The sequence below is a fragment of the Acinetobacter sp. 22323 genome, assembly GCF_052044895.1.
Lineage (GTDB): Bacteria > Pseudomonadota > Gammaproteobacteria > Pseudomonadales > Moraxellaceae > Acinetobacter > Acinetobacter schindleri.
In genome coordinates this window covers 93,897-113,138 of record NZ_JBQEOL010000006.1, presented here as the reverse complement: position 1 = coordinate 113,138, position 19,242 = coordinate 93,897, and the positions used below count along the sequence as shown (strand labels likewise).

General features: G+C 44.4%; 19 protein-coding genes. 8 read left to right on the top strand and 11 right to left on the bottom strand.

From position 1 onward, the window contains the following. Positions 1-158: 158 nt before the first annotated feature. Positions 159-857, bottom strand: a complete 699-nt coding sequence (locus ACTJIX_RS05880; protein WP_004813747.1) for a M23 family metallopeptidase — start codon at positions 855-857, stop codon at positions 159-161. Positions 858-965: 108 nt separating this feature from the next. Between ACTJIX_RS05880 and ACTJIX_RS05875 the strand changes: the two genes are divergently transcribed. Then, positions 966-1,406 (top strand): DciA family protein, encoded by a 441-nt coding sequence (locus ACTJIX_RS05875; RefSeq protein WP_004813748.1) that lies wholly within the window; start codon positions 966-968, stop codon positions 1,404-1,406. Between the two features lie 98 nt (positions 1,407-1,504). On the opposite strand, the gene lpxC is transcribed toward ACTJIX_RS05875, so the two are convergent. The 7 genes from lpxC to murG form a co-directional block, all read right to left on the bottom strand. After that, on the bottom strand, positions 1,505-2,407 hold the full coding sequence (gene lpxC / locus ACTJIX_RS05870) for a UDP-3-O-acyl-N-acetylglucosamine deacetylase (protein WP_340817273.1): 903 nt from the start codon (positions 2,405-2,407) through the stop codon (positions 1,505-1,507). A 126-nt stretch (positions 2,408-2,533) separates the two neighbouring features. Next, positions 2,534-3,721 (bottom strand): cell division protein FtsZ, encoded by a 1,188-nt coding sequence (gene ftsZ, locus ACTJIX_RS05865; RefSeq protein WP_440611282.1) that lies wholly within the window; start codon positions 3,719-3,721, stop codon positions 2,534-2,536. A gap of 160 nt (positions 3,722-3,881) precedes the next feature. Then, positions 3,882-5,144, bottom strand: coding sequence for a cell division protein FtsA (ftsA, locus tag ACTJIX_RS05860; RefSeq protein ID WP_008305751.1), 1,263 nt, complete (start codon positions 5,142-5,144; stop codon positions 3,882-3,884). A gap of 66 nt (positions 5,145-5,210) precedes the next feature. Further along, the gene (locus tag ACTJIX_RS05855; protein WP_163172486.1) at positions 5,211-6,065 is read right to left on the bottom strand and encodes a cell division protein FtsQ/DivIB; all 855 of its coding nucleotides are present in this window, start codon (positions 6,063-6,065) and stop codon (positions 5,211-5,213) included. Positions 6,066-6,068: 3 nt separating this feature from the next. Beyond that, positions 6,069-6,998 carry a D-alanine--D-alanine ligase gene (locus ACTJIX_RS05850; RefSeq protein WP_440611281.1) on the bottom strand — a complete coding sequence of 310 codons (930 nt, stop codon included), beginning with the start codon at positions 6,996-6,998 and terminating at the stop codon, positions 6,069-6,071. Between the two features lie 56 nt (positions 6,999-7,054). Continuing rightward, entirely contained in the window at positions 7,055-8,503 is a 1,449-nt protein-coding gene (gene murC, locus ACTJIX_RS05845) for a UDP-N-acetylmuramate--L-alanine ligase (protein WP_440611280.1), read from the bottom strand. 12 nt (positions 8,504-8,515) lie between these two features. Continuing rightward, on the bottom strand, positions 8,516-9,613 hold the full coding sequence (murG, locus tag ACTJIX_RS05840) for an undecaprenyldiphospho-muramoylpentapeptide beta-N-acetylglucosaminyltransferase (RefSeq protein ID WP_440611279.1): 1,098 nt from the start codon (positions 9,611-9,613) through the stop codon (positions 8,516-8,518). 411 nt (positions 9,614-10,024) lie between these two features. Between murG and ACTJIX_RS05835 the strand changes: the two genes are divergently transcribed. Then, the gene (locus tag ACTJIX_RS05835; protein WP_440611278.1) at positions 10,025-11,224 is read left to right on the top strand and encodes an MFS transporter; all 1,200 of its coding nucleotides are present in this window, start codon (positions 10,025-10,027) and stop codon (positions 11,222-11,224) included. 50 nt (positions 11,225-11,274) lie between these two features. Here the strand turns inward: ACTJIX_RS05835 and gshB are convergent, their stop codons facing one another. Then, positions 11,275-12,216 (bottom strand): glutathione synthase, encoded by a 942-nt coding sequence (gene gshB / locus ACTJIX_RS05830; protein WP_440611277.1) that lies wholly within the window; start codon positions 12,214-12,216, stop codon positions 11,275-11,277. A 118-nt stretch (positions 12,217-12,334) separates the two neighbouring features. Here gshB and ACTJIX_RS05825 point away from each other — a divergent pair, with 118 nt between their 5' ends. The 4 genes from ACTJIX_RS05825 (at position 12,335) to ACTJIX_RS05810 (ending at position 15,882) form a co-directional block, all read left to right on the top strand. Then, on the top strand, positions 12,335-12,544 hold the full coding sequence (locus ACTJIX_RS05825) for a DUF3565 domain-containing protein (RefSeq protein ID WP_440611276.1): 210 nt from the start codon (positions 12,335-12,337) through the stop codon (positions 12,542-12,544). Between the two features lie 173 nt (positions 12,545-12,717). Further along, positions 12,718-13,140, top strand: a complete 423-nt coding sequence (locus tag ACTJIX_RS05820) for a hypothetical protein (protein ID WP_440611275.1) — start codon at positions 12,718-12,720, stop codon at positions 13,138-13,140. A 41-nt stretch (positions 13,141-13,181) separates the two neighbouring features. Next, entirely contained in the window at positions 13,182-14,948 is a 1,767-nt protein-coding gene (locus ACTJIX_RS05815; protein WP_440611274.1) for a copper resistance system multicopper oxidase, read from the top strand. After that, complete coding sequence (locus ACTJIX_RS05810) at positions 14,935-15,882, top strand: copper resistance protein B (protein ID WP_440611273.1); 948 nt, start codon at positions 14,935-14,937, stop codon at positions 15,880-15,882. The genes ACTJIX_RS05815 and ACTJIX_RS05810 overlap by 14 nt, the downstream gene beginning before the upstream one ends. Positions 15,883-16,053: 171 nt before the next feature. Here the strand turns inward: ACTJIX_RS05810 and ACTJIX_RS05805 are convergent, their stop codons facing one another. Next, the gene (locus tag ACTJIX_RS05805) at positions 16,054-16,386 is read right to left on the bottom strand and encodes a hypothetical protein (RefSeq protein ID WP_243474492.1); all 333 of its coding nucleotides are present in this window, start codon (positions 16,384-16,386) and stop codon (positions 16,054-16,056) included. 545 nt (positions 16,387-16,931) lie between these two features. Here ACTJIX_RS05805 and ACTJIX_RS05800 point away from each other — a divergent pair. After that, entirely contained in the window at positions 16,932-17,141 is a 210-nt protein-coding gene (locus tag ACTJIX_RS05800; protein WP_004281299.1) for a cold-shock protein, read from the top strand. A gap of 461 nt (positions 17,142-17,602) precedes the next feature. On the opposite strand, the gene pyrE is transcribed toward ACTJIX_RS05800, so the two are convergent. Further along, positions 17,603-18,253 (bottom strand): orotate phosphoribosyltransferase, encoded by a 651-nt coding sequence (pyrE, locus tag ACTJIX_RS05795; RefSeq protein ID WP_440611272.1) that lies wholly within the window; start codon positions 18,251-18,253, stop codon positions 17,603-17,605. A 40-nt stretch (positions 18,254-18,293) separates the two neighbouring features. On the opposite strand from pyrE, the gene ACTJIX_RS05790 reads away from it, so the two are divergent. Next, positions 18,294-19,112 (top strand): exodeoxyribonuclease III, encoded by an 819-nt coding sequence (locus ACTJIX_RS05790; RefSeq protein ID WP_286831061.1) that lies wholly within the window; start codon positions 18,294-18,296, stop codon positions 19,110-19,112. Positions 19,113-19,242 lie beyond the last annotated feature (130 nt).

The window sequence follows — 19,242 nt, the reverse complement described above, 5'->3', positions numbered from 1 at the left end:
CATTGCTCATATTTTTTAGTGATAAATTAAGACCTGAAAGCAATAAATCTCCAGTTTCTCTCATTTTAGAAAGAGACCAGAGATTTATTACTTTTAAATATGGATGTGCTTTTTCTGTAGGTGTTATGTACAGGGTAGCTTAAATGACCTGACAGGCCTTATGGCAGCATGGCAAGATAAGTTGAAGGATTCTTACGCTGACCGTCTTTTACTACTTCATAGTGTAAATGCGGGCCTGTACAGCGACCTGTACATCCTACGTTGGCAATGTGCTCACCTGCTTCTACGCGATCACCCACACGTGCAATCAGACGTGAAGCATGTGCATAACGAGTTAGGTAACCATTACCGTGATTAATTTCCACGTATTGGCCGTAACCTGTACCCCAACCTGACTTGGTTACAATACCAGGACCCGTCGCATAGATCGGTGTACCGCTTGGTGCAGACATATCCAGACCAGAATGGTTTTCAGCGCGACCATTCATGGTACGCCCACCAAAGTCAGAGCTGACACGTTTCAGGTTTGGCAGAGGATGTGCAACTAACCAGGAATATGGAGAAGATGAAAAACTTGAAGAAGATTTAGATGTAGACTTAGAAGCGCCGTATTTTTTCTCAATCGTTGCATTGTTGAGCTCAACTGGCTTCTCACGGAGCTGAACGCTTAATTTGGTTTCAGCAGGAATATAAACATCATCTGATTGTGTATAAGCGCCCTGTGCTAAAGTCCGTGTAAGCTGCTCAAGACGATCGACGGATCCACTTTCCTGATTTAGATCCACTAAATCTGCGAATGCTACAGAAGCAGCTGAACTCGCCAAGGAAAATGCCAACAAAATACGTCGCAAATGCATAAAAAACCTCTCTAAAACTGTTTTAATCGAGTTCCTTGGGTGATCTCTTCCTTGATATCTACCGAAAAGAGCGCATAAGATTAAGGCATAATCATGTAGGAATGATGTATGTCTGAACCTGTCAACGTTTTTCAACAAACAAGAAAACACATAAAAACAGGAAACTTCTCGTTTCTCTCATCACAAGTTGCTGCATGGCAGAAACTTACAAAACTCATTCAACCTTTGTTGCCCCAACCGGAACAATGGCAGGTTGTCTGCTATCAAAATGGTGTGTTAACGCTTACTGGTGAAAACCAGGCCATGATTTCTCAATTGGCCTATTTACAGAAGCAATACGTTTCACAACTCTCTCAAATTAGCGAATTAAAGGACTTAACCAAACTACAAGTGTGTTTACGAAATCCATCCAAAACACCTTTGATTACAGAAAAATCCGAAAGAGCCTTAAGCCCAGAAACACAGGATATGCTCCGTAGTGCTGCTGACTTTATAAGCGACCCTAAGCTTAGCCAAGCTTTACTACGTTTGGCAAGCAATAAAAAATAACATACAAATTAAATCATGTTGATTTACAATGTAAATTGCGAGAACCAGTTCTCACTCTATATTGTTATAATATAACATATACACTAAAAGACAATGACTTATATCACATTCACATAAGGAATTGGACAAGTTTCAATGTCATCAAATGTTACAATTTCATAGCTATCCGGATCACTGCTGACATTACGCAAAAGCTGGTTATTTAAGGCATGGCCTGACTTGTAACCGTCGAATTTAGCGATAATCTGATGACCCATCAGATATAAGTCACCGACAGCGTCCAAAATCTTGTGACGCACAAATTCATCTGAAAAACGTAGCCCTTCTTCATTGACTACCCCAGTTTCATCCACGCCAATTGCGTTTTCCAGACTTGCACCAAGAGCCAGATTATTGGCTTTGAGATAGTCCAGATCTTTCATAAAGCCAAATGTACGCGCTTCGCTGACTTCATATACAAAGGTTTCAGTAGAGAAGTCAATGGTGGCAGACTGGTATTCTTTCTTGAAAGCAGGATGGTCAAAGTCGATGGTGAAGTTAAGCTGAAAGCCTTCATGTGGGCTAAAAGCCGCACGCTTATCATCAATAAGCGCTTCTACAGGTTTAATGATTTTTATAAATTTCTTTGGTGCCTGCAGCTCCTGAAGTCCACCCTGCATCAGCAGATAGATAAATGGACCGGCACTACCATCCATGATGGGCACTTCAGAAGCTGATACTTCAATAATCAGGTTATCGATGCCCAGGCCGGCAATGGCACTCATGACATGCTCAATGGTACCCACTTTGGCATTTTCCTGAACCAGATTCGAGCACATGAAGGCTTCCTGGATCAGCATGGCATTGGCAGCAATGTCAACTGGTGGATTCAGATCGATGCGTCGAAATACAATTCCCCCATCGGCATGGTGTGGCACGAAGTTAATCATGACTTTCTGCCCACTATGAAGACCGATGCCGCTCGCTTTCACGACACGTTTCAGGGTACGCTGTTTCAACATGCTTTTATCATCTGTTCATCAACAAAACCGCTATACGTTAGCATATTTAGCCATTGATAAAAAACAAAAAGGTGGCCCTAAAGCCACCTTTTCTGTTGAATCATCGTAAACACATATTGTTACATGTTACTTACGTTGTTGATTTTTAAGATAATCCTGAATACTCATTGGCGTTGGACGTGGGTTTGAAACAGAGGCAGCCGGCGTCGCTGCCGCACCTGTACCAGTTTGTTGACGCTGAATCGCTGGCACATCATCTTCATCTACTGCAGCCGGCGCTGTTACAGGACGTGACTGCTGTACATTGGTACGTTTCGCAGGCTCAGCAGCATCTGCCGAGTTACGGGTCAGACCTGTTGCGATTACAGTTACGCTAATTTCATCACGCGCATCTGGATCGAAGACGGTACCGTAGAAGACTTGACCTTCATCCAGGTCCACGATCTGGTTCACAACATCGGTAATTTCTTCAATTTCACCGAAGGTTACATCATCACCACCAGTCACGTTAATCAGGATGCCTTTGGCATTCATGATAGTAACGTTATCCAGTAATGGGCTACGAATTGCCTGTTCAGCTGCCTGACGTGCACGGTTTTCACCACGACCAAGACCAACACCCATCATGGCATAACCACGTGTGCTCATCGCTGTTTTCAGATCGGCGAAGTCAAGGTTGATATGACCTGGACGTACCACGAGATCAAAGATACTGCGTACTGCATTTAACAGAACGTCATCCGCCTTCTTGTAAGCATCTTTCATCGAGATGTCACGGAATACTTTCAGCAGGCGCTGGTTTGGAATGATGATCAGGGAATCAACGTGCTGTTCCAGGGCTTGAATACCTTTCTCAGCGGACTGTAAACGGCGTTTACCTTCAAAGTTGAATGGCGTAGTCACCACACCAACTGTCAGGATGCCCATTTCTTTGGCAATTTCTGCAACCACTGGTGCTGCACCGGTACCTGTACCGCCGCCCATACCAGCAGTCACGAACACCATATCTGTGCCTTCAAGATGCTGGCGGATCAGTTCACGGCTTTCTTCTGCTGCCGCTTGACCGACTTGTGGATTTGCACCTGCACCTAGACCACGGGTACTTTGTTCGCCTAACTGAATTTTAAATTCAGCTTCCATGCGATCAAGTGCCTGTTTGTCAGTATTGGCACAGACAAATTTTACACCCTGGATGTCTGATTGCAGCATATGCTGCACAGCATTACCACCCGCACCCCCTACACCAAACACAGTGAAACGGGCTTGACCAATGCTATCGTCTTGATCGTCTTCAAAAAATTCAAATGAGGCCATGACCTATAAAATTCCTAATTTAGTACTGGCAGTCACTAAGCCCGTATACTGCCCTGATCTTAATAAAAAATTGTTTTTAAGAATGCTGCTCCACAACTCAGTTGTCAAGTGCAGGCATTTTTTACTACAACTTCTCAACAATATTCACAATAAATGTCGACTAAAAAATTGACTTCAATGTTTCATTAAAGCCTGACCAGGCACGTTTAACGCGCTGAGTCACTGACAGTCTTTCATTTTCTTCCGATTCTACGATGGTTTCCTGCGCGTCACTCTGGCTGAACATCAGCAGACCTGCAGCTGTAGCGTACTGCGAACGACGCAGCGCTGCCTGATGTGCTTCATCTGCATGTACTGGCGCTGGCGGATTACCCAAATGCGCCGATATACCCAAAGTGCGGCGTACATAGCTGACCATACCTTCAATATGGCTGGCATCACCCGTTAATACCACACCATGGTACAGCCCCTGCATTGCACCACTGTTTTCCAGTTCATCACGCACCAAGCCCAGAATTTCACTATAACGCGCAATAATAATCTCAGTCAGTTCAATCCGGCTAATAGTCTGCGGACCATCAATACCCTGGAACTGAATCATATGGTCCGGTTTTACCACTTTCAGATCGACGCAACCATATAACAGCTTGATACGTTCAGCTTCTTCAGTGGTAGTCTGTAACACCGCTGCGATATCACGTGTTACATGTTCCCCACCACGCTGAATGGTATGGGTCAATGCCAGACGACCATCCAGATAAACTGCAAGATTTGTGGTTCCGGCACCGATGTCGACCAGACATACGCCATATTCTTTTTCATCTTTCAGCAAGCTGGCTTCAGCAGTGGCCAGACATGATACCACCATGCGTTCTACACCAATATTGGCACCTTTCAGGGCACGGTCAATATTCTGCATGGTGCTAATTGGCAACATCATTAAATGATAATGTCCGGTCATGCTGTGCGCCGACATACGGATCGGATTCAATACCCATTCTGGTGCATCATCCAGCTCGAAACCTAGTGGAACTGCGCTGACCAGGTAATGATCTGAGATCTGATGACTGGCTTTGGCCAGTTCAAGCGCACGCACCACCTCACTGGTGGTAATTGTATGTTCTGCATTGTCAACTGAAGTGCGGCCTGAAGCATAAAAGCTTTTCAGCTCCGCACTTGGAATTGAAATCCAGGCTGAATGTACACGGCATTCCGCCATGTCTTCCGCTTCTTGAACGGCATTTTTTATTGCGGTAATGACTTTATCGAGACTTACAATTTTCCCTTTATTCATGCCTCGGTTACGAGCAGTCGCCATCCCAATGACCTGGATATTGTCTGGCGCATGTACCTTACCAATCAAAACTGAAACTTTGTGCGTCCCAATGTCAATCGCAACAACTGAGGGAACAGCTTCATTCATTATTCGTTACTACCATTACCTGTGTTTAATTTATGGCTCTAAGCCTCTATTTTTCAAAGCCGAACATTATGGCTTTACTGTAACGCCGTTCTCAACGCCGGTGTCATTATTCGTTACAATAAAATGACCATTTTGTATCTTTGGTGGAACTGCATTCTTCCACTGAATCGCAAGCCCATTTCTATAGCGCAGATCAATTGAAGAAATTCTAGACCAAACTGGCTTCAAATCGCTATAGGAAAGATGGCTAAGACGTTGCAGCTTGCTCATGGTTTGATCCTGATCCACAATCACGCGTAATCCCGAATCAAACTGCATAAACCATGTCATGCGCTCTGTTAGATATAATTCTTTTAAACGAATGCCATGCGGTGCGAACAGCTGATTAATTTCGTTATAGCGACGCATCATGGTTTTGGCCTGGCTGGCAGGACCATGCAGTAACGGTAATTCAGGATAACTGCGAGGAAGTACTTCAGTAAAAATTTTCCCGCTATCACTGAGCAGACGTCCAGTGCCCCAACGTGCAATTGCATGGTGCGGCATTACCCGTACCCGAATTGCATTCGGCCAGGCACGTGATACCACAACACGATCTACCCAAGATAATTCTAGAGTTTTATCACGGACTGATCTTAAATCCGAGGTAAAATAATTTTCGGTAATAATTGGCGATACATGTTGCAGGATCTGACGTTCTTCTGCCGCCGAACGAGAACCAGTCACTTCAAGCTCTGCTACCTGGGCATCGGTCATCACACGATAGAATCCCAGTATTCCTGCTGCAAGTACTACAAACGCCACACACAGCAGTAACCAACCACCTAGATTGGCCATTTTTTCTTTTCGTGTGGGCGGCTTGTCGTGAATTGAGGTAATCGCAGCACGTTTGCGGCGCATGGATGCAGGAAGTTGAGCCATATCTTAGTGAGCCACACCGTTCAGAGTTTGTTCCAGAATCGCCACACATAGCGCTTCAAAACTATAGCCTACTGCTGCTGCCGCTTTTGGCACCAAAGAATGACTGGTCATGCCTGGCACCGTGTTCACTTCAAGTAGCCAGAACTTACCGTCCTGATCCTGCATGGCATCAATACGGCCCCAACCGCTAGCACCTACTGCCTGGAAAGCCCGTAAAGCCAAGGCTTGCAGTTCTTTTTCTTCTGTTTCGCTTAGACCGCATGGAATGCCGTACTGTACATCATTACGGTTATATTTGGCTTCATAGTCGTAAAAAGCCACATCTTCTGGTGGTTGCAAACGAATTACCGGAAGTGCCTGACCATTTAACAAAACAATAGTGAATTCACGACCGGTAATCCATTTCTCTGCCATCACAATGGCATCATGTTCAGTCGCTTTCGCAATGGCAGTGGCAAAGTCTTCGATTTTCTCAACCTTGCTCATACCAATGCTTGAGCCTTCATGCACTGGCTTGATAATCAGTGGCAAGCCCAGTGCTGCAACGATTTCTTCAGCATTCGAATCTTTGGTCACAATACGGTAAGATGCTGTTGGCAGTTCTGAACCTTGCCAAACCTGCTTGGTTTTAACCTTGTCCATACCAATCGCTGAACCCTGTACGCCTGTACCGGTATAAGGAATATTCAGCCATTCCAGTGCACCTTGAATCTGGCCATCTTCACCACCACGACCATGCAGCACAATGAAAGCACGATCATAAGCCGTCAGCTCCGTGATGCTACGCTCCTGAGGATCGAAGCCTTCTGCGTTCACCCCAGAACGCAGCAATGCCTCAAGCACTGCCGTACCACTGTCTAGCGAAACCTCACGCTCTGCAGATTTACCACCAAGCAATACGGCAACTTTTCCGAATTTTGAAGCATTTGACACGTTTATATCCTTAAACTTTTAAATCTGGTCAATTCTATCTAAGCCACACACGGCGACTATTTTACATATAGATGATTCTGAGCAAGTTCAATTGAAATTGCACCTACATTACCGGCACCCTGAGTCAGCAGCAGGTCATTTGCTTGTAGCACATTTTTCATGACATTGCTGAGGTTTCCTTCAACCGGATCAACCAGAATTGGCTCTACCTCACCACGCAGACGAATACTGCGCGCCAGAGCACGGCTATCTGCACCAACGATTGGTTTCTCCCCTGCTGAATAAACTTCTAGTAATAACAACTGATCTACCGTGGACAATACATCGACAAAATCTTCAAAACAGTCACGGGTACGGCTAAAACGGTGCGGCTGGAACATCATCACCAGACGACGGTCTGGATGGCTGGCACGTGCCGCCTTGATGGTTGCTTCAACTTCTTTAGGATGGTGACCATAGTCATCCACCAGCTTCACATCACCGCCTTCAAGCTCGAACTGACCTTGCACCTGGAAGCGACGACCAACACCGCTAAAGCTTTCCAGGGCACGGCAAATCGCAGCATCCGAAACGCCTTCATCAGTCGCAATACCAATTGCTGCCAGTGAATTCAGAATATTGTGTGCACCCGGCATATTGATCGTAAGACGCAGCGGCTCACGATCTTTACGCAATACCGTAAAGTGCGACTGCATGCCATCCTGTTCAATATCAACCGCACGAATGTCATTGTCTTCATTGAAACCATAGGTAATGAGTGGGCGACCGATCCGCGGCATAATTTCGCGTATATTGGCATCATCACCACATACCACGGCTAGGCCGTAGAACGGAAGTTTTTGCAGGAACTGAACAAAAGTATCTTTCAGCACATCAAAGCTGCCGCCATAAGTATCCATATGATCAGCATCAATATTAGTGACAATGGTCGCCATTGGCTGCAGATGCAGGAAAGAGGCATCTGATTCGTCTGCTTCTGCCACGATATAACGACTGGCACCCAATGCAGCATTCACACCCGTACGGTTCAGCAAACCACCGATCACATAGGTTGGATCAAGATTTTCTTCGGCCAACATACAAGTCACCAGACTTGTGGTTGTCGTTTTACCGTGAGTACCTGCTACAGCAATACCGTGACGGTAGCGCATCAATTCACCCAGCATTTCAGCACGGCGAACCACTGGAATACGCTTTTCAATCGCAGTCTTAATTTCCGGATTTTCAGGATCAATGGCGGTTGAAACCACAATGACATTGGCACCCTGAATATTTTCAGCGGCATGACCGATGTACACCTTAATTCCGTTTTCTTCCAGCTGAGCCGTGGTTTTGGACGCTTTAATATCTGAACCAGAGACTTTATAACCCTGGTTTTTCAATACTTCAGCAATACCACACATGCCAGCACCGCCGATCCCCACAAAATGAATGTGTTTGATACGGCGCATTTCTGGCACTTTGATTAATTTTTTCGCTTGGTCAGCTGGAGTTGATGGAGACATAATTTACTCGGTTTACAATTCTTGAATTAAACGAACCACGTGTTGGGTTGCATCTGGTTGAGCCTGCTGGCGTGCTTTTACAGCCATTTCCATAAGAAGCTGGCGATTCAGCATCGGTTCCAGCAGCGCTTTTAAACTGTCTGGGGTCATTGTGGCTTGCGGGCAGATTTTTGCTGCGCCAAGATTCGCCAGGAATCGGGCATTGGCGGTCTGGTGATCATCTACCGCACTTGGTAATGGCACAAAGATTGCGGCCACGCCTGCTGTGGCAATTTCAGTTACGGTCAACGCACCGGCACGGCAGATAATTAAGTCCGCATCGCTATAGGCCTGTGCCATATCTTCAATAAATGGCTGTACTTCAACATTTAAAGTTGCAGGTGCATTAGCATAACGGGCACGCGTCGCATCTGCATGATTTTGACCGCACTGATGAAAAACATTCAATGGGGTATTCAGCTGTTTTAAGGCTTCAGGCACACGTTCATTGAGTGCCTGTGCGCCCAGTGAACCCCCGACAATTAAAATATGCAGTGGCTGGCCAGCTTTTTCCCGTTCCTGATAACGCCAGGACGGATTGAAAATTTCAGTAATTTCTTTACGTACCGGATTGCCTGTAGTGACAATTTTATCCTGGGCCGGAAAAGTATTCGGAAATGCCTGACAGACTTTTTTAGCAATACGGGACAACTGGGTATTGGTAAAACCGGCTACAGCATTTTGCTCATGAATAATCACGGGAATGCCCAGCATTCGCGCTGCTAGACCACCTGGACCGGCGACATAGCCACCAAAACCGGCGACAGCATCCACCTTCAGCTGTTTCATATACTTCATGGCGCTAAGAGTGGCTTTTAGAATTTTAAACGGTGCCGCCAATTTACGTACTACGCCATTGCCGCGCACGCCTTGAATATCAATCTGATAAATTGGAATATTATGGTTTTTTAAAAGTCGGTTTTCCATGCCTGCCGGAGTTGCCAACCAGGACACTTTGATCCCCTGCTGTTCTAATTCTTTTGCAACGGCTAACGCTGGAAATACATGTCCACCGGTACCTGCGGCCATCATCATGACATGTTTAGGCTGTTTTTGCTGAGCATCGGTCACGGTCTAATTCTTCAATTCTAAAATATAAACAGGATGTGTAATTTAAGTCGTCAATTGTAATCACAATCGCTAAGCCATGAAAGTTTATTTACTTTATTTCAACGAGCGTTTCATTGTTTTTTTTCACACGATTTTAAAGTTTAAACTGTATTTATAATCAGGTCTGCATTTTTATTCAATTTTCAGAAAAAAACGGATTTTATTAATTGATTTCAATGATCTCTTTTTTATAGATATAAAACAGATTTTATCGCAGGATGAAGCGAAAACATTATTGCACTGATCACTATTTTTCAGACCTAAACTTAGGTCTAAACAGCATGAAATTTATTCTTTTTCTATGTTATTTATATTCTTAATAAATACCATCAATTCTTTAATGAATTGATTTAACAGATAAAGCGATGACAGATGTCAAAAATTTCAGTGCATGACAGCTGGGTGATCCTGGCAGGTTATCTGGCTGCCATTCATGTCGGCAAACTCTCTGCGGTAATTCCAATTTTGCAGCAGGACTTAGGACTCAGTTTTACCCAAGCAGGTTTTTCCTTGTCTCTGGTTCAAGGCGCAGGCATGCTGTTTGCTCTCAGTATTGGTGCATTCTCTGAAAAATTTGGTCTAAAACGTTGCCTGATTCTGGCGCTAACGATTCTAGGGTTCAGCAGTATTGCCGGACTCTGGATTCAACATGTCGCTGCATTATATTTTTTTCGTTTTACTGAGGGCCTCGGCTTCCTGACCATCTCCCTGTGTGCACCAGCCATTCTGAAAAGGATCAGCCGGCCAGAACATCTGAATTTCAAGATGGGATTGTGGAGTTCCTATATGGGTGTAGGGGTGAGTCTAGCCGTTCTGTGTATTCCGATATTGCTGGAATGGCTGCAATGGCAGACTATTTGGGTTTTACTCGGTGGATTGTGTCTGTTGATTGCCTTAATGGTACATCGTTATCTGCATCTTGAACCGCAAGTACCCACCTCTGAAACCGCATCATCATCGGCTACCAGTTCTTCTTTCTGGGAAATTGTTCGGGTCACCATTACTCATCCACCAATTTTATGTCTGGCGGTAATTTTTGCCTGTTATACCAGTCAGTGGCTGACTGTAATCGGCTTTTTACCGAGTATGTATGTCGCGAATCAGATTGATTTAAAAACTGCAGGTATGTTGGCTTCACTGGTCGTGGTTTCCAATCTGGGTGGTACCTTTGGTGCCGGTATGCTGTTGCAACGTGGCTGGCAGTCGAAAACCCTGCTCTGGACTGGTTTTATCAGCATGATGCTGACCAGCTTTCTGGTCTTTGCCGCGCGTTCCTGGTTGATGCTGGAATTACAGGTATTGAGTGCTGTATTGTTTTCACTGATTGGCGGAATTATTCCGACGACTGTTTTTGCCATTACCCTGAAATATGCACCTCAGGCCAATACCGCGGCAGCCAGTGTCGGCCTTGTTCTTCAAGTTTCGGCATTTGCACAGTTTTTTGTCCCGCCACTGAGTGCATCACTGGTTTCTGCGACCGGACAATGGGCCAATATTGCACTGGTTACTGCCTGCCTTTCGATATTCGGTCTGATGATGAGCAGCTATCTGTTCCGACGGCATGGTAAATAAAAAGAGCCTCAATAGAGACTCTTTTTTATTTATAACTGTAAAACTTAGGCCTACTTGATACCCGCTTCCAGTACATCAAACAGGTCATCCGCAATCGAAGTCCCAAACTGGGTATCAATTTCACGGATACAGGTTGGACTGGTCACGTTAATTTCAGTGACATAGTTACCAATCACATCCAGGCCCACGAAGACCAGACCTTTTTCACGTAAAAATGGGCCAACTTTTGCAGCAATGGCTTTATCATTTTCAGTTAAAGGACGCGCTTCCCCCAGACCACCTGCTGCCAGGTTGCCACGCACTTCACCATTTTGGGGAATACGTGCCAGACAGTAAGGTATTGGTTCACCATTCACCATCAAAATACGTTTATCGCCTTCAACAATTTCTGGAATATAACGCTGTGCCATGATGGGCTGAGTCCCATTATTGGTCAGGATTTCGATAGTCGAACCGATATTTACTCCGTCCTGATACAGACGAAAAATCCCCATTCCCCCCATGCCATCTAAGGGTTTAACGATGACATCACCATGATCTTTAATGAATTCACGTATCAGGCTTTGTTGTGAAGTCACTAAAGTTGGTACTTGCAGTTCCGGGAACTGGGTGGCAAACAGCTTTTCATTACAGTCACGCAGGCTTTGCGGCTTGTTAATGATCCAGGCACCTTCACGTTCAGCCTGTTCCAGGATATAAGTTGCATAGACAAAATTCATGTCAAAAGGTGGGTCTTTACGCATTAACACCACATCATATGCCGCGATGGATTCTTTACGCTTTTCACCTAATTCATAGTAATGATTATAGTCTTCAAACACCTGTAGTGGTGAGATCAAACCAAATGCTTTACCCTGATCAATATACAAATCTTGCTGTAATGCATAACCCAGTTCATGACCACGGCGTGCGGCTGCCCAAAGCATCGCCATAGTTGAATCTTTTTTCAGGTTTACATTTTCGATGGGATCCATCACAACAAGTACGCGCATATTTCTGTGCTCTATTTTCAAAATGAATTTGGCAATGAGTATAGCCGAGATTATTCTTTTGTTTATTCAGATTTTGCATGAGTATGTATGCATTCTTGTGTTAAGGATGAATCTAAAGATGTTGCAAGCTATCGTCGGTTTTCATTTAGATGAAGAAAATCATTGGGTTGCTGAACTGGCCTGTGGACATGGTCAACATGTACGGCATGATCCACCCTGGCAAAACCGTCCCTGGGTCATGGCTGTATCAGGTCGAAGGGAAAAACTGGGCATAGAACTGGACTGCAAAAAATGTGAGGAAACACAGCAGTCCGATAAAGATGATTGATTAGAATAACCCTGACTGCTCATCACAAGCTTTCTAATTTTTTAAATAAATCTTTCAGCTTCTTTGGAATATTTAAGCCATCTGCATTGTTAAGTGCTCCTGTATTATTGCCAAATCCCTGCAGAACTTTTATGCTTAAAAAATAATACGCATTCTGCGATTCAAGGTGCTTCGTGCTGCAACGCTTTTTTCAACAGGCCTGGTTTATCCTGCTGATGGTTTTTGCCATCGGCTGGGGCAGTGTGTCTGTCGCATCTGCAAACACCATGCATCTGGTTATGCCGTCTGAAAAAACGAATCCTCATTGTCTGGAAATGACAAAACCCTCTGCTTCTCACTCGCTGCATAAGACTGATCATCATCAAGATCAGGAACTGATTCAGCCGGACTGTGTCAGTGACAGCACCCAGCAGTCATCAGATTGTCTGGATTGTGGCACTATGGCCTGCCAGAACTTGGTCACCAGCCTACCCATTACAACGCCCGAGTTAAGCGTGCCTGATCACGGTTATCCGGAAAAAACCCTCCTCCCTGCTTACCATGCCCAGCACCTTGCCGGTTACTGGCAAGAAATCCTGTGCCCACCCAAAGCTTGATCCTGAATTTTTAAATTTTTTTATTCATTAAGGATTAAGTTATGTTGCTTAAAATCAGTCAAAGCCTGTGTCTGGGCTTCGGTCTCATCTCGTCGTCTGCCTTGTTTGCAGCCGTAAAAGAATATCATCTGGTCATTGATGAAAGCCCGATCAATCTCACCGGAAAGACGGTCAAGCGTATCACTGTAAACGGAAAATTCCCTGCACCCTTGCTGGAATTTGAAGAAGGTGATGATGCAGTCATTCATGTACAAAACAACCTGAACAATCAGGATACCTCGCTGCACTGGCATGGCCTCCTCCTGCCCGGGCTGATGGATGGTGTCCCCGGATTTAACGGTTTTCAGGGGATCAAACCGAAACAGTCTTTTACTTATCGCTTCAAGGTTCGTCAAAACGGCACCTATTGGTATCACGCACATTCCAAAGGTCAGGAACAGGATGGCCTCTATGGCGCATTGGTGATTCGCCCCAAAGCACAGACATTACTACCTCCACATGAACAAACCGAGCGGGATTATGTGGTGATGCTGTCAGATTTTCACGAACAAAGCGGCCAGCAGATTCAGAACAATTTAAAAAAATCGGCCGAATATTATCAGAACCAGCGTGAAACCTTGGGCGATGTACTCCAGCAGGTGAAACGTGATGGCCTGAAGGCCACCTGGTCAGACCGCAAGATGTGGAACCAGATGCGTATGCTGAAAACCGACCTATCTGATGTTACCGGTTATACCTTTCTGGTCAATGGAAAAACGCCGCAACAAAACTGGAGTGGCCAGTTCCAGCCCAATGAAAAAGTCCGCCTGCGTTTCATCAATGCTTCTGCCATGTCGTTTTTCGATGTGCGTATTCCCCAGCTGAAAATGACCGTGGTCAGTGCCGATGGACAACCGGTGCAGCCGGTCAATGTAGATGAATTCCGTATCGGAACCGCTGAAACCTATGATGTGATTGTGGAACCCACTGCAGCGCATTACCAGATTGAAGCGGAATCGATCGACCGCTCAGGCTTTGCCATTGGCAGTCTGCATCAGGCAACTGATTCAAGTAAAGCCCCGGCTCCGGTTCAATTACCAACACCGCGCCCTCGTGCCTTATTGACCATGGAAGATATGGGACATGGCGAACAACATGACATGTCACATGACACACACAGCAGTCAGACCATGCAGACTGCCACAAGTGAACATGATCAACATGCCCAGCACGACATGCATGCAAGTCATAATGCCATGTCCGGAACCCATCAGCCTCATCAGCCGGTTGAGGGCTGGGCCAATATGTCTACGCCTGCAGGGCACAAAGCCTTGCAATATCAAGACCTCAAAGCCCTGACACCACAACCTGATACCCGCGCAGCAGAACGTGAACTGGTGATTCGTCTAGGTGGAACCATGGAGCGCTACATCTGGACCATGAATGGTAAAAAATTCAGTGATGCCGAGCCACTTCAAGTGAAATATGGCGAGCGGATCCGGCTGAAATTTATCAATGACAGCATGATGGCCCATCCGATGCATTTGCATGGCATGTTTATGCAGCTGGAAAATGGTCAGTCTGCTGCAAATATGCCAAATAAACACACCGTGATTGTGCCGCCCGGGAAAACGGTCACGACCTTGCTCACAGCAGACGAACTGGGAGAATGGGCGATTCACTGCCATCTGCTCTATCACATGAGTGCCGGCATGATGAACAAGCTGATTGTGGCACATGTAGATGAAGATCAAACATCTCACCCTTCTTCACAAAAAATGCCTTCAAAACCAGCAGCTGCTCAAGGAGAAAGCCATGCACATCACTAATCTTTTTGTAAAGTCAGTGCTCAGCAGTGCGCTTACCCTAAGCAGTCTGAGTATTTTTGCGGCAGCTTCTAGCGATCATACAAGCCATGCTGAACATCAGCATCATAGCGGACATCATGCCATGCAAAACATGGCTGATAACCACTCACAGCATACTGGAACAGCAGATGCCTCATCCTATCAACCGCCACCAAAGTTATTGCATCAACAGCAGGTGCTGAGCACGCCACAAAATTCAGTCAGTTCTGCCAGCGAACATGATCATCGTAAAGAACATGGTGCACAGATTTATAGCCAGATTATTCTGGACCAGAAATGGCAGCATAGTTCAGAGAGAAATGGAGCATTCAAGTCCAAGAACCAAGCGAGAGTCGGCACGGATGAAAATAAAATCTTCCTCAAGTTAGAAGCCGACAAACATGAATCCCATCAGGCCGAATATGATGCCAAAGTTTTGTATAGCCGCAATATTTCCGATTTTTGGGATGTGCAGACCGGGGTGCGCTATCGACAGGAAAATTTAGCCGAGCCTGCTACACAACGGCAGAACGAGCGCTTCGATGCAGTATTTGGCCTGCATGGCTTGGCCCCCTACTTTTTCGAAACGAATGCACATGTCTATGTCGGTGAAGATGACTTTGTCGGATTAAAACTGGAAACAGAGCGTGACCTGTTACTGACTCAGAAACTGATTATGCAACCCTTTGTCGAACTGGATGTCATCCTGAATGATCAGGCAGCGAATGCGAAAAAAACCGGCCTTAGTCATGCCACCTTGGGCCTGGAAACACGCTATGAACTGAGCAAAAAGCTCATGCCTTATCTGGAAGTGGGTTATGAATATAGTAAAGGCAACAAACAGACAGCCTGGCAGCAAAGCTCTGATTCTGAAAAAGGCTGGATCTATGGTGCAGGTCTAAGAATGATGTTCTAAATTTTTGATACAGAAAATTATGCAGCTACGGGATATGAAGCTCCATTTATGCCCCGTAGCGCTATGGCACTATACTTTTGGCTGAGAAAGATTTTTTAAGCCTATGAACTGTACATGCGATGTTTTTCTGCACTTTCCCGCTCATTAAGAGACTTGTTATTTTGCGAAAAACTAGTCTTCATCGCCTTGATTTCCACTGTTACTTTTAGCAACCAAAGTGCCTAACATAATGATAAAGGTACTCACACCGCCAATTAACAGGCTCAGCAGCCCCATTTCCAGCATAAAATTACTATCACCAGTCTCAGGGGCACCCCATAGAAATTGAAGACGATCGCCAAAAATAAAATTGATCGCAAATACAATCAGAAATCCAATCAAGGTGGCAATCAGTAAAGTAACCACCAAGTTCTTCCACATTTTACATCCGACAAACAGGATGATCATGGCCAGTCCAACCATGGTGATGATGGATATAAGTAACACACTGTTCCAGTAATCCATGAGACTCACTCGTGTTTGGTTTTAAATTAAAATCAAGAAATTCTTATAGTTAATTTTTCCAATTGAATTTTAATATAGGTGGATTTTTATACACAAACAATGACGATAACTATCTTAAAACTACAAATACTAATTTACCCAAAGTTATAAAATACACTGACTTAGTAAAATCTTGCTGGGTACTGAACGATTTTGATTAACATAAAGTAACACAAACACAACGTGTATTTATTGTTTAGCTTGGTTAAAGCTTAAATACAACCGATAAAGCTCAAGCAAACAGCTTGAAATTCTTTAAAAAACAAGAATGGAGCCACTTTTATAAGAAAAATAAATAATAAATATAAAAAACTTGAATATTTTCTGATTTAGGCTATGCTGTCTTTAACTAGAAAAAAGCGTTGTTTAGTTAAGCTTCTTTAAGTGCCGCAGTATTATTTATAATCCTCCGTTTTTTCAGATCTTTATTTCAATTCTTGTTGTTTTTCCAAGTTATCCATAGTCATTTGCATGACTAAAATTATTAAAATTTAACAGGTTATATTATGTCTACTACAGTTACCGGTACAGTAAAATGGTTTAACGAAACTAAAGGTTTTGGTTTTATTCAACAAGAATCAGGTCCTGACGTTTTTGCTCATTTCAAAGAAATCAGCAGTTCTGGTTTCAAAACTTTGTTTGAAGGTCAACGCGTTTCTTTTAGCGTGGTTGATGGTCAAAAAGGTCCAAATGCGATCAATATCGTTGCGCTATAATTTAGCCCAGCAATAAGAAAAAGCACCTTCAGGTGCTTTTTTTAGCTCTGAAGATTCATAATTTTGATGAAAGGTTTTCTGCTCCTCTATTTAGCTCATTAACAATGAATTTTTAAGAATCATGTTTCTGAATCACTGCTGCTCAGTGGGACTTTATAAAAGATAAAAATGAAAAACCCCTAGCATCCTGCCAGGGGCTTTCCGTATGGGTTCGTTTGGTATAACTCCTGTCGTACCTTACTTTCCTTGTATTTATCTATTGTTATTCTTGTGTGGAACCTCCTGTTCCTGTTAAAGCTATCATAGGAAATTTCCACTATTCAAAACAGCCGCAAAGTGCTGGAATTGATGTAAGCCAATGCTTACAAGAATAGACAGAGATAATAAATTTCAAATGTTTAGCAAATTGAACATCTACAAAAAAAGGAAGCTCAAGCTTCCTTTTCTATGCCAATCTAGGCTTAGATCCCATATTTAACACGGTAATCTTCCATTTTCGCCAAAGCTGCTAGGTCGCCTTTCGCTTCCAGATAGTCCATTAAATCTTTCATGGTAATTAACGCATGTACAGGAATCTCAAGCTCTTGCTGCACTTCCTGAATCGCAGACAGTTCGCCCTGACCTTTTTCCTGACGGTCTAATGCAACTAGCACACCCGCAATCTGCGCACCGGCATTTTTCAGGATGGTCACGACTTCACGAATCGCTGTGCCTGCCGTAATTACGTCATCAATGATCCAGACTTTTTTACCTTCTACAGAAGCACCAACCAATACGCCACCCTCGCCATGATCTTTGGCTTCTTTGCGATTAAAACCCCACGGCACACTTACCCCATGATTTTGCGACAGAGCCACAGCAGTTGCTGCCACAAAAGGAATGCCTTTATAGGCAGGACCAAAGATCACTTCAACATTGTCACATTCAGTCAGTTTTGCTGCATAGCCAGATGCCAGGCCAGTCAACGCTTCGCCATCATTCAGCAAACCTGCGTTGAAAAAATAAGGACTCACGCGACCTGATTTTAAAGTAAACTCACCAAATTTAAGCACACCGCGTGATAATGCGAGTTCGATAAAAGCTTGCGGGTTAAACTGAGCTGGCGTTGACATGAGGTGCTCCTAAATCCATTAATTAAGGTAAGACTTGCGCATGATACCAAAGAGTAGCTATCCAGGTGATCAAAAAATTCTTCGTGTCGTTTCAATTAATGTCAACGGCTTACGTTCATCCGTGACCAAAGGTCTGCTGGAGTGGATGGAAAAATCTGACGCAGATGTGATTTGCATGCAAGAAAGCCGGATTACCCATGCGCAGTGGACCGATAAATTTAAACCTGAAGGTTGGTATACACACCTGTTCCCGGCTGAACGTCCAGGTTATGCCGGTACCGCAATTTATAGCCGCCTGCCTTTTGTTTCCCTGACCGATGGTCTGGGCTTTGAACTGGCAGATTCTCAAGGCCGCTTTATTGCTGCCGAATTTGACTTAGGTTTAGAGAAAACAGCACATATCTGTTCGCTGTATCTGCCATCCGGTTCATCGGGTGATGAAGCACAGGCGCGTAAAGATCATTTCCTGGATGAATATAAAAAGATCCTGAAACAATGGCGCGATGAAGATAAATCTATCATTGTATGTGGTGACTACAATATCGTGCATAAACGTATCGACATTAAAAACTGGTCAGGTAACCAGAAAGCCTCTGGTTGCTTGCCACATGAACGCGCTTGGCTGGATCACATCTATGATGAACTGGGCTATGTCGATACTTTCCGTGAAGTACGCAAAGAAGCTGAGCTATACTCATGGTGGTCGAATCGCGGCCAGGCCCGTGCCAAAAACGTAGGCTGGCGGATTGATTATCAAGCCTGTTCACCCGACTGGAAAGAGCGTACCGTAAATGCCTGGGTGTATAGAGATGAATGGTTTAGTGACCATGCTCCAGTAATTATTGACTACAAACTTTAATTCAACAGATAAACTCAGTGAACAATTGTTCACTGAGTTAGTGTTAATCACTTACATAACAAGACGTATTAACAGCTATTTTTAAAGCTAAATACACAGCATTATACTTACACGGCACAAGGACATGTCA

Bases quoted from the DNA above. Each gene is read 5' to 3' on its own strand.
- ACTJIX_RS05790 (WP_286831061.1), top strand. From the start codon at position 18,294: ATGATACCAAAGAGTAGCTATCCAGGTGATCAAAAAATTCTTCGTGTC.
- gshB (WP_440611277.1), bottom strand. From the start codon at position 12,216: ATGCGCGTACTTGTTGTGATGGATCCCATCGAAAATGTAAACCTGAAA.
- ACTJIX_RS05875 (WP_004813748.1), top strand. From the start codon at position 966: ATGTCTGAACCTGTCAACGTTTTTCAACAAACAAGAAAACACATAAAA.
- murC (WP_440611280.1), bottom strand. From the start codon at position 8,503: ATGTCTCCATCAACTCCAGCTGACCAAGCGAAAAAATTAATCAAAGTG.
- ACTJIX_RS05805 (WP_243474492.1), bottom strand. From the start codon at position 16,386: ATGGATTACTGGAACAGTGTGTTACTTATATCCATCATCACCATGGTT.
- lpxC (WP_340817273.1), bottom strand. From the start codon at position 2,407: ATGTTGAAACAGCGTACCCTGAAACGTGTCGTGAAAGCGAGCGGCATC.
- ACTJIX_RS05835 (WP_440611278.1), top strand. From the start codon at position 10,025: ATGTCAAAAATTTCAGTGCATGACAGCTGGGTGATCCTGGCAGGTTAT.
- pyrE (WP_440611272.1), bottom strand. From the start codon at position 18,253: ATGTCAACGCCAGCTCAGTTTAACCCGCAAGCTTTTATCGAACTCGCA.
- ACTJIX_RS05825 (WP_440611276.1), top strand. From the start codon at position 12,335: ATGTTGCAAGCTATCGTCGGTTTTCATTTAGATGAAGAAAATCATTGG.
- ftsA (WP_008305751.1), bottom strand. From the start codon at position 5,144: ATGAATGAAGCTGTTCCCTCAGTTGTTGCGATTGACATTGGGACGCAC.
- ftsZ (WP_440611282.1), bottom strand. From the start codon at position 3,721: ATGGCCTCATTTGAATTTTTTGAAGACGATCAAGACGATAGCATTGGT.
- ACTJIX_RS05815 (WP_440611274.1), top strand. From the start codon at position 13,182: ATGTTGCTTAAAATCAGTCAAAGCCTGTGTCTGGGCTTCGGTCTCATC.
- ACTJIX_RS05800 (WP_004281299.1), top strand. From the start codon at position 16,932: ATGTCTACTACAGTTACCGGTACAGTAAAATGGTTTAACGAAACTAAA.
- ACTJIX_RS05855 (WP_163172486.1), bottom strand. From the start codon at position 6,065: ATGGCTCAACTTCCTGCATCCATGCGCCGCAAACGTGCTGCGATTACC.
- ACTJIX_RS05810 (WP_440611273.1), top strand. From the start codon at position 14,935: ATGCACATCACTAATCTTTTTGTAAAGTCAGTGCTCAGCAGTGCGCTT.
- ACTJIX_RS05880 (WP_004813747.1), bottom strand. From the start codon at position 857: ATGCATTTGCGACGTATTTTGTTGGCATTTTCCTTGGCGAGTTCAGCT.